Source organism: Mangrovimonas sp. sgz306409, assembly GCF_059735265.1.
This window is the reverse complement of record NZ_JCAPEU010000002.1, coordinates 103,715-117,596: the sequence shown is the minus strand read 5'-3', so window position 1 is coordinate 117,596 and position 13,882 is coordinate 103,715. Positions and strand designations below refer to the sequence as shown.

General features: G+C 38.3%; 11 protein-coding genes. 6 read left to right on the top strand and 5 right to left on the bottom strand.

What is annotated here, in order from left to right; genetic code table 11:
* Window positions 1-23: 23 nt before the first annotated feature.
* Window positions 24-2,339 (top strand): inorganic phosphate transporter, encoded by a 2,316-nt coding sequence (locus AC6I5C_RS03945; protein WP_497904038.1) that lies wholly within the window; start codon window positions 24-26, stop codon window positions 2,337-2,339.
* 73 nt (window positions 2,340-2,412) lie between these two features.
* Here AC6I5C_RS03945 and AC6I5C_RS03940 read toward each other — a convergent pair whose 3' ends face one another.
* Both AC6I5C_RS03940 and AC6I5C_RS03935 read right to left on the bottom strand, forming a co-directional pair.
* Entirely contained in the window at window positions 2,413-4,890 is a 2,478-nt protein-coding gene (locus AC6I5C_RS03940) for a ribonucleoside-diphosphate reductase subunit alpha (RefSeq protein WP_497904037.1), read from the bottom strand.
* A gap of 208 nt (window positions 4,891-5,098) precedes the next feature.
* Complete coding sequence (locus AC6I5C_RS03935; RefSeq protein ID WP_053976283.1) at window positions 5,099-6,079, bottom strand: ribonucleotide-diphosphate reductase subunit beta; 981 nt, start codon at window positions 6,077-6,079, stop codon at window positions 5,099-5,101.
* Between the two features lie 696 nt (window positions 6,080-6,775).
* Between AC6I5C_RS03935 and AC6I5C_RS03930 the strand changes: the two genes are divergently transcribed.
* Together AC6I5C_RS03930 and AC6I5C_RS03925 are read left to right on the top strand one after the other, a co-directional pair.
* Window positions 6,776-7,510: a LytR/AlgR family response regulator transcription factor gene (locus AC6I5C_RS03930; protein WP_497904036.1), complete on the top strand. Its 735-nt coding sequence runs from the start codon at window positions 6,776-6,778 to the stop codon at window positions 7,508-7,510.
* Window position 7,511: 1 nt separating this feature from the next.
* Window positions 7,512-9,503, top strand: a complete 1,992-nt coding sequence (locus AC6I5C_RS03925; RefSeq protein WP_497904035.1) for a tetratricopeptide repeat-containing sensor histidine kinase — start codon at window positions 7,512-7,514, stop codon at window positions 9,501-9,503.
* On the opposite strand, the gene AC6I5C_RS03920 is transcribed toward AC6I5C_RS03925, so the two are convergent.
* Complete coding sequence (locus tag AC6I5C_RS03920) at window positions 9,504-10,079, bottom strand: DUF3109 family protein (RefSeq protein WP_053976286.1); 576 nt, start codon at window positions 10,077-10,079, stop codon at window positions 9,504-9,506.
* Window positions 10,080-10,204: 125 nt separating this feature from the next.
* Here AC6I5C_RS03920 and AC6I5C_RS03915 point away from each other — a divergent pair, with 125 nt between their 5' ends.
* Genes AC6I5C_RS03915 through AC6I5C_RS03905 form a run of 3 tightly spaced genes read left to right on the top strand, consistent with a single transcriptional unit; the run spans window position 10,205 to window position 11,609 of the window.
* Window positions 10,205-10,792 carry a MarC family protein gene (locus AC6I5C_RS03915; protein ID WP_497904351.1) on the top strand — a complete coding sequence of 196 codons (588 nt, stop codon included), beginning with the start codon at window positions 10,205-10,207 and terminating at the stop codon, window positions 10,790-10,792.
* Window positions 10,793-10,803: 11 nt separating this feature from the next.
* Window positions 10,804-11,007 carry a hypothetical protein gene (locus AC6I5C_RS03910; protein ID WP_053976287.1) on the top strand — a complete coding sequence of 68 codons (204 nt, stop codon included), beginning with the start codon at window positions 10,804-10,806 and terminating at the stop codon, window positions 11,005-11,007.
* On the top strand, window positions 11,007-11,609 hold the full coding sequence (locus tag AC6I5C_RS03905; RefSeq protein WP_497904034.1) for an FAD-dependent oxidoreductase: 603 nt from the start codon (window positions 11,007-11,009) through the stop codon (window positions 11,607-11,609). The genes AC6I5C_RS03910 and AC6I5C_RS03905 overlap by 1 nt, the downstream gene beginning before the upstream one ends.
* 4 nt (window positions 11,610-11,613) lie before the next feature.
* Here AC6I5C_RS03905 and AC6I5C_RS03900 read toward each other — a convergent pair whose 3' ends face one another.
* Both AC6I5C_RS03900 and AC6I5C_RS03895 read right to left on the bottom strand, forming a co-directional pair.
* Complete coding sequence (locus AC6I5C_RS03900; protein ID WP_497904033.1) at window positions 11,614-13,206, bottom strand: S41 family peptidase; 1,593 nt, start codon at window positions 13,204-13,206, stop codon at window positions 11,614-11,616.
* Between the two features lie 40 nt (window positions 13,207-13,246).
* A complete protein-coding gene (locus AC6I5C_RS03895; RefSeq protein WP_053976290.1) occupies window positions 13,247-13,681 on the bottom strand; it encodes a deoxycytidylate deaminase in 435 nt (144 codons plus the stop codon).
* Window positions 13,682-13,882: the final 201 nt, after the last annotated feature.

Below are 13,882 nucleotides of genomic sequence, written 5' to 3'. Positions count from 1 at the left end.
TGCAAATTATTTGAAGTTAAATTATGGATAACATTTATTTATTAATGATAGTTGCCCTAGGCGTATTGGCAATAGCCGATTTGATTGTTGGGGTAAGTAACGACGCAGTAAACTTTTTGAACTCAGCCATTGGGTCCAAGGCGTTCTCCTTTAAAACCATCATGATTGTTGCCAGTCTTGGGGTAGCCGTTGGAGCCATATTTTCCAGTGGTATGATGGAAGTTGCCAGAAAGGGAATTTTCAACCCAGGAGAGTTCATGTTCAATGAAATCATGATCATTTTCATGGCCGTTATGATAACAGATATCCTGCTTCTGGACTTTTTCAATTCTGTCGGGATGCCAACATCAACCACGGTTTCCATTGTATTTGAATTACTTGGAGCTTCTGTTGCCATGGCACTGATTAAAATTGCCAACGATGGCGGAACCTTTACTGATGTTGTTAACTACATCAACACTTCCAAGGCAACTGAAATTATATTTGGTATTCTGCTCTCGGTAGTCGTAGCTTTCTCTATTGGAGCTTTGGTACAATGGGTCTCTAGACTTTTATTGTCTTATGATTTTGAAAAGAAAGCATCTTGGGTAGGTGGATTGTTCGGAGGATTTGCCCTAACAGCCATTACTTATTTCATCTTCATGAAGGGTATCAAAGGTACCAACTATGCCAAAGAAAGTTTTGACATTTTAGGAGGCGAAACCATTAGCCACTTTTTGGAGCACCAAGTGTTACTTATTGTAGCAATCAGCTTGGTATTTTGGTCCTTATTCTCTTTAGCTTTAATCAAATTTGCTAAAACCAACATCTATAAATTAGTAATCCTAGTAGGAACTTTTGCTCTAGCTCTAGCTTTTGCAGGAAACGATTTGGTAAACTTTATTGGTGTACCAATTGCAGGTTGGCAGTCATTCCAAGCTTGGTCTGCGTCAGGAGCTGCTCCAGATGCCTTTGCAATGGCCAGCTTAGCTTCCAAAGTACCAACTCCAACCTTCCTATTAGTAATCGCAGGTTTGGTAATGGTAGTAACACTTTGGTTCTCTAGCAAAGCTAAAGACGTTGTAAAAACATCCTTGGACCTTTCAAGTCAAGAAGCCACCAAAGAGCGTTTTCAACCTAATTTCTTATCCAGAATCTTTGTTAGAACTACTATCGTAGCATCTCAAGTTTCCTCTTATATATTGCCGAAATCATGGCAAGAGAAAATTGACAAGCAATTTGAAAAACCAGTAATTACCCTTAAAAAGGACAAAACTTACGAATTGCCTGCATTCGACTTGGTAAGAGCTGCCGTGAACTTAATGGTTGCCGCTGTATTGATTTCTATTGCAACATCCATGAAATTACCGCTTTCCACTACCTATGTAACCTTTATGGTTGCCATGGGTACATCCTTGGCCGATAAAGCTTGGGGAGCAGAAAGTGCCGTATATCGTGTAGCAGGAGTATTGAATGTTATTGGAGGATGGTTCTTTACAGCTCTTATCGCCTTTGTATCGGCTGCAGTTATTGCCTACTTCCTAAACTGGAATGTAAAGGTAATGGTACCTGTATTGCTGTTATTAGCTACTATCATTTTGGTACGCAACTACCTAAAACATAACAAAAAATCCAAAGAGCTTAAAGCTGAAGACCGTCTATTAAAAGCAGAAAGTAGTTCTGTACAAGGAGTTATCCATGAGAGCGCCAACAATATTGCCAATGTTGTGGAGAGAGGTAACAGAATTTACACCAACGCTATCAACGGTTTGGCAAGACAAGATTTGGCAATGCTTAAAAAGAATAGAAAGCAGGTAGTTAAATTATCTGAAGAAATTGATGAATTACGTGACAACATCTTCTATTTCATCAAAAACTTGGACGAATCCAGTGTTAGCGCAAGTAATTTTTACATCAATATTTTAGGCTACCTTCAAGATATGACCCAGTCTTTGGATTATATCTCGAAAGCGAGTCATAAGCACATCAACAATAATCACAAGAAATTAAAATTCAGCCAGATTAAGGAGTTGAAGGAAGTTGATGAGCGTTTTGAGCGTTTCTTCAAAAACACCAAAAATGCTTTTGAATCCCATTCATTTGCTGAAATCGGAAAAATCTTGAACAGAAAAGAAGAGATTGTTTCTTTGGTAACAGATAAAATCCAAAAACAAGTAGAGCGTACAAGAACTGAAGAATCGAGCCCGAAAAACACGACGCTTTATTTCAGTATGCTATTGGAAACAAAAGACCTTCTTAATGCCACTATGAACTTATTGGAAGAGTATCACAACGCCCATGACAGTTCTGTGAAACCAGCAACCTTAGGAAAACTATTTGCTGGAAACGAAGAAGAATAAATTATACACTCCTAATTAAAAAAGCCATCTCAATGAGATGGCTTTTTTTTGTTTAACCATAAAACACACTCTATTATGATCCGCACATAAGGCAATCATCTCCTTCGTTTGCTTTGGCAGCCTCAATCAAGGCTTTCATTTCCTCAGGACTCATTGGCTCCACTTCAACTTCCGTAGTTTCCTTTACAAATTTAGCTGCTGTTTTAGCAGCTTGTTCTTGCTGTTGCTCTACTATCAAGGTTTCCGTTTCTATTTTAGGAGCAACAATTTCTTCCTTCTTTTTACTATTATCTAAGGTGAATTTAATGGCATCTACGGCACTTTTAGTTCGCAAGTAGTACATACCAGTCTTAAGTCCACTTTTCCATGCGTAAAAGTGCATAGAGGTCAATTTAGCCATAGTGGCTCCCTCCATAAAAAGATTCAATGATTGGGATTGGTCAATGAAATAACCACGATGACGCGCCATGTCGATGATATCCTTCATACTCAATTCCCAAACCGTTTTGTACAATTCTTTTATATCCTCTGGAATACCATCAATATCCTGAATAGAGCCATTCGCTCTCATAATTTCCTGCTTCAAGGTTTCATTCCACAACCCAAGATCTACCAAGTCTTCCAATAAATGTTTGTTCACGACAATAAATTCACCAGACAACACTCTTCTGGTGTAGATATTAGAGGTATAAGGCTCGAAACACTCATTATTCCCCAAAATTTGGGATGTGGAGGCCGTAGGCATTGGTGCCACCAACAACGAATTGCGAACCCCGTGTTTTACAACTTCCTTTCTAAGTTTTTCCCAGTCCCAACGACCGCTCAACTCTTCATCCTTAATTCCCCAAAGGTTATGTTGAAACTCCCCCTTACTAATAGGTGACCCCTCATAGCTTTGGTAAGGACCATCCGCAATAGACTCTTCCATACTAGCGGTAATAGCAGCAAAATAAAGGGTTTCAAAGATTTCCTGATTCAGTTTTTTAGCTTCATCGCTTGTAAACGGCATACGCAATTTAATGAACGTATCTGCCAAACCTTGAACTCCCAAACCTACCGGACGATGTCTAAAATTGGAGTTTTGAGCTTCTATAACCGGGTAATAATTTCTATCGATAACCCTGTTAAGATTTTTGGTAACCCGCTTGGTAATTTTAAACAGTTCCTTATGATCGAACTCTCCATTTTTAATAAACATTGGCAAAGCAATGGATGCCAAATTACACACAGCCACTTCATCGGGTGCCGTATATTCCAAAATCTCCGTACATAAATTTGACGAACGGATAGTTCCTAAATTTTGTTGATTGGACTTACGATTTGCTGCATCCTTATACAACATATAAGGCGTACCAGTTTCAATTTGGGATTCCAATATTTTCTCCCACAATTCACGAGCCTTAATGGTTTTACGCCCTCTTCCTTCAGCTTCATATCTCAAGTACAATTCTTCAAAAGCTTCACTATGGGTTTCATCCAGTCCAGGACATTCGTTAGGGCACATTAAAGTCCATTGACCATCCTCCTGCACACGTTTCATAAATAAATCGGAAATCCACATGGCGTAGAATAGATCACGCGCACGCATTTCCTCCTTTCCGTGATTCTTCTTCAAATCAAGAAAATCAAAAATATCGGCATGCCAAGTTTCTACATAAATAGCAAAACTTCCTTTACGCTTCCCTCCTCCTTGATCAACATAACGCGCTGTATCATTGAATACACGCAGCATAGGCACAATACCATTGGAAGTTCCATTGGTTCCCGAAATATAACTCCCTGTAGCTCTTACATTATGGATTGCCAATCCAATACCACCAGCAGATTGTGAAATTTTCGCTGTTTGTTTCAACGTATCATAAATTCCATCAATACTGTCCTCCTTCATGGTCAATAGGAAACAAGAAGACATCTGTGGTTTAGGCGTCCCAGAATTAAAAAGTGTTGGTGTAGCGTGTGTAAAGTATTTTTTAGACATCAACTCATAGGTTTCAACTACAGCATCCATATCATTAAGATGGATGCCCACAGCTACCCTCATCAACATATGCTGTGGACGTTCAGCAATATTACCATTGAGCTTCAACAAATAAGAACGTTCTAAAGTTTTGAACCCAAAATAATCATAACCAAAATCGCGATTGTAAATGATTGTAGAATCCAAAATGTCACGGTTTTCCATGACTACATTATATACTTCCTCTGAAAGCAATGGCGCCTTTTTTCCAGTACGAGGATTGACATAGGTATAAAGGTCGTGCATGACTTCACTGAAGGTCTTCTTTGTATTTTTATGTAAATTCGATACCGAAATTCTTGCCGCCAATCGAGCGTAATCCGGGTGGGCAGTCGTCAAGGTTGCAGCAATCTCGGCCGCCAAATTATCCAACTCACTGGTAGTAACCCCATCATACAACCCTTCAATTACGCGCATTGCGACTTTTACCGGATCGACCAATTCGTTCAATCCGTAGCACAATTTTCTAACTCTAGCGGTGATTTTGTCGAACATCACCGGTTCCTTTCGGCCATCTCTTTTTACTACATACATATGTTTTTCAAATTTTTAGCTTTCTGAATCACTTCAGAAAATGGGTTAATTAGTTAGCCCGAACCCTGAAGCTTTCAAAATTCGGTAAGATAGGCCCTGAAGTTTTCAAGAAAATCCACCTTAAAAACTGCAGAGCTTAATTTTTTATAATAAGTATTGATTCCCTTAATACAGGGTTATTCTTTTAGATTTGAGAAACCACCAAATATTAAAAATCGGCGTCAAATTTGAATTTATCTTCTTCCTCTTCTTTGTTAAGCACACCTGCTTTTTGGTATTCTGACACACGCTTTTCAAAGAAATTGGTTTTCCCCTGTAGGGAAATCATATCCATAAAATCGAAAGGATTGGCAGTATTATAGACTTTTTCACAACCCAATTCACTCAACAAACGGTCTGTAACAAACTCCAAGTATTGTGTCATCAATTTAGAATTCATCCCAATTAAACTAACAGGAAGTGACTCTGTGATAAATTCTCTTTCAATATCAAGAGCATCCACCAAAATTTCGGTGATGCGCGCCTTTGGAACCTTATTGACAAGGTGATGATTGTGCAGGTGAACCGCAAAATCACAGTGTACACCTTCGTCTCTTGAAATAAGCTCATTTGAGAAAGTAAGCCCTGGCATCAAACCACGCTTTTTAAGCCAGAAAATGGAACAGAAGGCTCCAGAAAAGAAAATCCCTTCCACAGCTGCGAAAGCAATCAATCGCTCCGCAAAACTTGGTGATTCTATCCATTTCAAAGCCCACTCGGCCTTTTTCTTGATCGCAGGAAATGTTTCGATAGCATTAAAGAGCATGCTCTTTTCCTTTTCGTCTTTTACATAAGTATCAATCAACAACGAATAGGTTTCACTATGGATGTTTTCCATCATGATTTGAAACCCATAAAAGAATTTAGCTTCGCTGTATTGCACTTCGTTAACGAAGTTTTCGGCAAGATTTTCATTTACAATCCCATCACTGGCAGCAAAAAATGCCAAGATGTGCTTTATGAAGTAACGCTCGTCGTCATTCAATTTACTTTGCCAATCTGTAAGATCTTGATGCAAATCTATTTCTTCAGCCGTCCAGAAACTAGCTTCAGATTTTTTATACCACTCCCAAATATCGTGGTGTTGAATTGGAAAAATTACGAATCGATCTTTGTTTTCTTGTAAAATTGGTTCAGTAGTTTGAGACATTAGTGTTTTGGTTTTTTGATGATTTAAATGAACATTTTTGTTGATTTGGGTTTAACAAATATTCAAAATTGAAGCTGAAAAAGAAAGCTAATTTTATGAACATTGTCAACAAGTTTTTAACAAGTTAGAAATCACCTAAAAGCCAAAAGTTTACAAAAAATATACATCAAACCCCTATATACCAAGAAATTAAACAAAATACAACTACCCAATTATTTACAAATTTCACAAACAATTGACAACAACAAAACATTAAATTTTGGTCAATAAAAAGAGAAGAAGCCAATCTACCATTGGCATAAATAAAAAGAGAGCCTGACCAGCTCTCTTTTCCCCAATAATTAACTAAACTAACTAAAACTATACTTTAAAGAAATAGTTACCTTAAATTTTGTGATGACGAAACTAGATTGCTCTAGCTTCAATTGATTAATAGCGTATAATCAAAAAAGTGAATCACAAAAATCACTTTTACTTTACAAAAAATTTATCCCTTTAACACTTCAAATATCTTCAATTCAATTCAACCATAATATCCTACTTGTATAGTTGGTTAAAAAAACTGTATAATTGGAACACTCTTTAAATTAGACAAAATAGTGTAAAATCCATACTATTATTCACAATTTATTTTAACTAATTTCAAATTATTAACAGCATGTACTTCTATACTAGAATATTACTATATTTGAGGCTATGATAAAAGCCGTTATAGTTGACGATGAACCAAAAGCCATACAAAGTCTGTCCTGGGAGCTGACAAACTTTAGCGATGATATAGAAATCGTCAATACATTCACCTCTCCGGAGGCCGCCCTAGACTATCTTGAAACCAATCCGCCAGACTGTTTGTTTTTAGACATACAGATGCCTACAATGGACGGGTTTCAGTTTTTGGACAAACTTCCAAACAAGGATTTTGCCATTGTAATTACCACAGCTTATAACGAATATGCCATTAAGGCCCTAAAACATGAAGCTATCGATTACTTGCTGAAACCGATAGATTCGGACGATCTTGCGGACACCATCAAACGCATTAAAAAATTCAACTACAGATTACTCAATTCTTCCAAGATTGAAGAAGTATTGATTAATTTTCACACCAAATTCGACCAGAAAAAAATCACCATCAATACCGATGGGAAACTCATGTTCGTCCCTGTAGATGATATTCTTTTCATTGAATCTGATGGAAATTACAGTACCATCGTTATGGCCGATGGCCAGAAAACCGTTATCACCAAAAAACTGAAGGAGGTGAACAGCATTCTACCAAAACAGTATTTTTTCAGAATCCACAACTCTTTTATCATCAACCTCAACCGAATTAAGGAATACATCAAAAACGATGGATATGTTGTCATGCAATCCAACCATAAAATTCCTGTAGCAAGGCAACGTAAATCAAATTTTTTAGAGAAATTTTAAAATGTCAATTTCATTTTCTTCTGGATTTTCAAGAACCCTCTTGCTGTCTAAAAGCTACAATTTAGTACTTTTTGGACTACTTATGCTTGTTAGTATAAAGGCCTATTCCCAGACCTCGGGAGACTTTTATGATACAGCAACGGCCCTCATGAAAACAACTCCAAAGAATTATGAAGAGATTAACGAGGCCTTTAAAAATTTCAGAAGAGACAGCATTAAAATGAAAACTTTGGCCACCATGGCTGAAGCCTCCAATTATTTGGAAGCCGAATGTTACGCCTATAACTCTTTAGGTGTTATATACCGAAATATTTCTCATTACGAAATAGCCATAGAAAACCACAAGAAAGCCTACGAACTATCTGAATCGGCTAACAATATCGAGCTACAGGTAATATGCCTTAACATGCTGGGAGTGGTTTACAGAAGGATGGACTTGGTAAAACCGGCCCTAGACTACCACAAAAAAGCTTTAGATCTAGCCAATTCACAACAACCACTCACTACCGAATTAAAACACAGTATTGCGGTTTCCCAAAACAGTATGGGAAACATTTACCTTGCCCTGAACCAATATGACATGGCCCTTAAACAGTTCACCAAATCCTTGGTCATAGAAAAGGAACAGGATAATATTTTAGGTCTAGCCATCAATTACCAAAACATAGGGTATGCCAACGAGGCCAAAGGCCTTTTGGACGAGGCTCTGATTGACTACAAAACCTCTCTGGAATACAACAATCAAATTAATTCAGACATTGGCCGTGTCATCTGCAACAATAGCATCGCCCAGATTTACATTAAACAAGGAAAACCCCAAGAAGCAAAAGAAATCATAGAAGACGCTTTGCAAATGGCCCTTATGGAAGGCGACCAACTTTACATTGCGTCCTCCTACATCAACTTAGGTTGGGCACAAAACGAATTGGGACTTCATAATGAGGCTGAAAACAACTTAAAAACCGCCCTCGATATTGGCACAAAATACGGTTTGAAAGGATCCAAAGTGGAAGCCAACAAACACCTTTCTGAACTCTACCAAGAATTAGGCAACTACAAAGCTGCCCTAGAAAAATATAAAGACTACATTGCTGAGGAAGAAACCATATTAAACGAACGCAACCTACAATATGTAAACGACATCATTATACAATACGAAAGTGAAATCAAGAACAACCAAATACGGGTTCTTGCCAGTGAAAACGAACTTGTAAAATCAAAATTACTGCGCAACCAAAAAATATTTTGGTACTCCCTTATTGCCTTGATTCTTATTGCGGGAGGAATTATTACCGTAAACAGACACCGCCAGTTAAAACAGGAAAAACAGATTCTTACCTTGGAGCAAGACATGCTTAGAAGTCAGATGAACCCACACTTCATCTTCAACTCCTTAAACTCCATCAAGCTATACATTATCAATAATGAAAAGGAAAATGCAGTGTATTACCTCAACAAATTTTCCAAACTCATCAGAAAGATCTTGATTGCTTCCACCGAGAAAGAAATCTCTTTGGAAGACGAATTGGACACCATGAAACTCTATATGAACATAGAGAATATCCGATTTTCAAATGAAATAGATTTTCAGGTTAAAATTGACGACAACATCAACACTGCTAACGTAAAACTTCCTTCTTTGATTTTACAACCCTTTTTGGAAAATGCGCTGTGGCATGGGCTTTCCTCCAAAAAAGAAGACAAGAAAATTGTGCTGCACGCCTCAAAAACCACCGATGACTACGTAACCATTTCTATCAAAGACAACGGTATTGGAAGAATAGAATCTGAAAAGATCAACAAGAACAAACTGTTGAAAAGAAAGTCGGTTGGGATTGCCTTAACGAAGGCAAGATTATCCAATTTTTACAAAACCTATACAAGTCCGTACAAAATTGAAGTTGAAGATTTGTACGACACCAATCATAAACCAACAGGCACCAAGGTCATCATACATATCCCAACACGATCCAATGTACTTAGAACCGCCTAACTATTTAGATTTCTGAAGTTTTTCGGCAACTTTTTCCAATTCGGCGTACCAATCTTCACCGAACTTACGGATAAGCGCCTGCTTCACAAATTTGTAGACAGGCACCTGAAGTTCCTTTCCCAAACTACAGGCATCATCACAAATATGCCACCTGTGATAATTTACTGCCGAAAACTCACTATAATCCTGCACCCTTACAGGATACAAATGACAGGACACCGGTTTTTTCCAAGAAATATCGCCTTGGTTATAGGCTTCTTCAATGGCACAAAGGGCCGTTCCTTTTTTATCAAAAATAACGTAGGCACAATCAGCACCATCTATTAAAGGGGTTTCCAATTCGTCATCTTCCGTGGTAATATAAGTACCCTGCGCCTCTATAGCCGCAATTCCTTCTTTACGCAAATAGGGTTTAACTTTTGGATAAATCTCCTTCAAAATCGCAGCTTCCTCTTCATCTAAAGGCGCTCCCGCATCGCCATCGATACAACAAGCCCCTTTACAGGCAGAAAGATTGCACACAAAATCATTCTCTATGATTTCCTCCGAAACTATGGTTTTACCTAACTGAAACATGCCGCAAAGATAAGTCAATAATCCGTCAAAAGTAACCCCTTTAAAAGCAATTAAATTTTATAGTCTTTATAAAGCCCATTAATTTGTAAATGCCGAAATTTGCCAAAAATTTCCATCATAACATGATACAATTCAACATAAAAGAAATCATCACCACCTTTATGGTATTGTTCGCCGTGATTGATATCATAGGTAGCATTCCAATCATCATAGACCTTCGGAAAAAAGCAGGTCACATCCAAAGCGAAAAAGCCTCAATCATCGCAGGAATTATCATGATTCTGTTCCTGTTTTTAGGAAAAAGCATTTTGTCCATGATTGGCATTGGAGTGAACTCCTTTGCCGTAGCAGGCGCCTTTGTACTATTCTTTATTGCTTTGGAAATGATTTTAGGAATTACCCTTTACAAAGAGGAAGAAAGCAATGCTATGAACGCGAGTGTATTCCCTTTAGCATTTCCATTGATTGCCGGCCCCGGAAGTTTAACAACACTTTTATCCCTAAGAGCAGAATACCGTATCGAGAATATTATCATAGCCGTAATACTGAATGTTTTATTGATTTTCGTTGTACTAAAAACCTCTTCAAGGATTGAACGAATGATTGGCCAAAACGGGATTGCAGTTATTAGAAAAATATTTGGTGTGATTTTGCTGGCCATAGCCGTAAAACTATTTGCTCACAACATTAAAGCCCTTTTTGAACTCGCTTAAACACTTATATCATGAAACTATTTACTATCATTTTTACAGTCATTGCCGCGGCACTTATTATATTCAACATTACCCAAATTGATTTTAGCGCACCATTTCAAGGACAAAGTATCATTGCACTAATTACCATTCTAGCCGCCCTTTGCGGAATTGTTTTGCTACAAATTTTGCGCATTTCCAAGCGTATTGAGAAACAATTGAAAAACAAAAAGTAATGTTTGACGCCCTGATTATTGGAGGAGGCGCTGCAGGAATGTCCTGCGCCTTGGTTTTAGGTTCCGCGGTTAATAAAGAATACGCCAAAGACAAACATATTGGTATCATAATGCACCAAAAGGCTTCCCATCTGCAAACCGCTTTATTCAATAATGCTTTGGGGCTCCCGGCAGGTACTACCGGGCAATCTGTTCTAGAATTAGGAAAGAAACAACTCGCCACTCAATATCCACATGTAACGCAAATTGAAAGCGAAAAAGTTTTGGAAATAAAACCTTTACCTGAAGGATTTGAGGTTATCACCAACAAACACAGCTACACCTCCAAACTAGTCGTAATCGCAGTTGGCTACACCAATCTTTTGAACATAAAGGGCCTTGAAACATTTGTAGGCCCTCATCCCCGTGCCGCCGCTGAAAAAGAGCGCATTTGGCTAAAAAATGAAGACCACCTTATCACAAAAGGACTTTATGTTGCTGGAACTTTAGCAGGCTGGAGAAGTCAATTCAATATTGCGGCAGGAAGTGGTGCTCAAGTAGCCACAGACATTTTAACACTTTGGAACAACAGCCAAGATAGCCACGTGCACGACAAATTATAAGAAGTTATTGACCTTCGCTTAATTCAACGACTTCCAAGATCATTTCATCGGCGGCATTTATGATCCGTTCGTAAGTATTGCCGCCATATAGTTGGTCTGCTAAATCTGCTTTGATCATTCTTTTAATGGCATCATGATAAGCCACAAAGGTCATTTTGGTACTTTCCTTGAGATTTAAGTAATTCTGAAATTTGACTACGATATCGTCACTCACCTCAAAGTTTTTGATAAAATCCTCTTTGTCTACATCTCCATAAACACTTCTATCCCGATCCAATTCTTCAAATACAAAATTGCTGATATAACCTCTGCGTTTGATATAACTTAAAGTTTCATTTTGAAAACTAGTATCCAATGGCACAAAAATATCAGGAATGATGCCTCCACCTCCATACACAATTTTCCCTTTAGGAGTCACAAACCTCAACGAATCGGCGACTTCAATATTCTGTTCTTCATTAAGCTCTCCATTACGCAAACGCTTATAATAATCGTTATAATATTCATCATTACCACCATTATGATAAGGCCTCTGTATAGAACGCCCTGTAGGCGTATAATATCTAGAAACTGTCAAGCGAACGGCACTACCATCTCCCAAAGCCATCTCCCGTTGCACCAAACCTTTCCCATAAGAACGCCTTCCTACAATAGTCCCCTTATCATTATCCTGAAGTGCTCCCGCCACTATTTCACTTGCAGAAGCAGAGTTTTCATTAATAAGAATATAGACTTCGCCTTCTTCAAAATCGCCATTGCGAGTAGCATAGCTTCGTTCAATTTTACCCGCTTTGTTTTTGGTGAACAGAATTAACTTATCATCTTCCAAAAATTCATCTACAATCTGCTCTGCAATTCCCAAAAACCCACCTGGATTGTCACGAAGATCCAAGGCCAATTTCGTCGCTCCTTGGTCTTGAAGCTTGTCCAAGGCAACTTTAAACTCGCGATAAGTAGATTCTGCAAATCGGTTGATTTTGATATAGCCCAATTTGGAAGTCAGCATATACGCGGCATCCACACTTTTGATAGGAATTACGGTACGCTTCACATCAAAGTCAAGCAGCTCGTCCTCCCCTTTTCTATAAACCGTTAGATGCACTTTGGTATTCTTCTCCCCTTTCAGCTTTTGAATGATATCATCGTTAGACCATTGCCTTCCGAAAATAGAATCCCCATCGGCCACAATAATACGATCACCTCCCTTGATACCCGCCTTTTCACTAGGACCGCCCTCCACAGGTCTGATGACCGTTACCGTATCCTTATAAGTATAGAAACTCACGCCGATCCCTACAAAATCCCCCTTCATATTCTCCGTAACACGTTCCATTTCCCCTTGAGGAATATAGGTGGAATGCGGATCTAGATTATCCAAAATACCATTCACGGTAACGTCTACAATGCTGTCTGTATTAACATCATCTACATATTCGTATTCAATATAATCTATCAAACGGTTGAGCTTGTCCTTTTTGCTATTGGACGTAAACAGCCTATCGGAGGTATCTGCAAAATTCAGTTTTCCTCCAATTAATACGCCAATAGCCACGGCCATTCCCATAAAAAGCGGTATGTACTTTTTCTTAAAACTCAAATCCCTTCTCGAGGTTTCAATTCATTTTTAGCTCAACAATTTATGAATCTTCCAAAGCTTCTATCAGCACCAATTCAATCCCTGCTTTTTCCAAAAATTTAATTCCGGAATCATCCTTATAAGGCTGTTGGTACACCACCCTCACAATTCCTGCTTGATGGATCAATTTGCTACATTCTTTACACGGTGACAAAGTAATATATAATGTTGCCCCTTTACAGGACTGCGTGGAAGAGGCCACTTTTAAAATAGCATTGGCTTCGGCATGCAACACATACCATTTGGTATATCCTTCATCATCTTCGCAATAATTTTCAAAACCAGTGGGAGTTCCATTGTACCCATCGGAAATGATCATTCTATCTTTTACTATTAGGGCTCCAACTTGTTTGCGTTTACAATGTGATAATTTCCCCCATTCCTTAGCAATTCTTAAATACGCCTTGTCATAGCGTAACTGTTTCTTTTTCGGCATTTAGTTTAGTTTCAATATCAGGGTGTGCCCGCTCCCGTACCTATCTAAAAAAGTACAGGATATTTGCACAAATTTTATTCTATTATGGTTTCCCCCATTAATCTTTAAGGGGTAAAAAGGGATATCGCCTACATGACTGCAAACGGTATAACGAAGATAACGGGTTCATATTTTAATTGCAATGCGTTTAGAGTTAAAGTT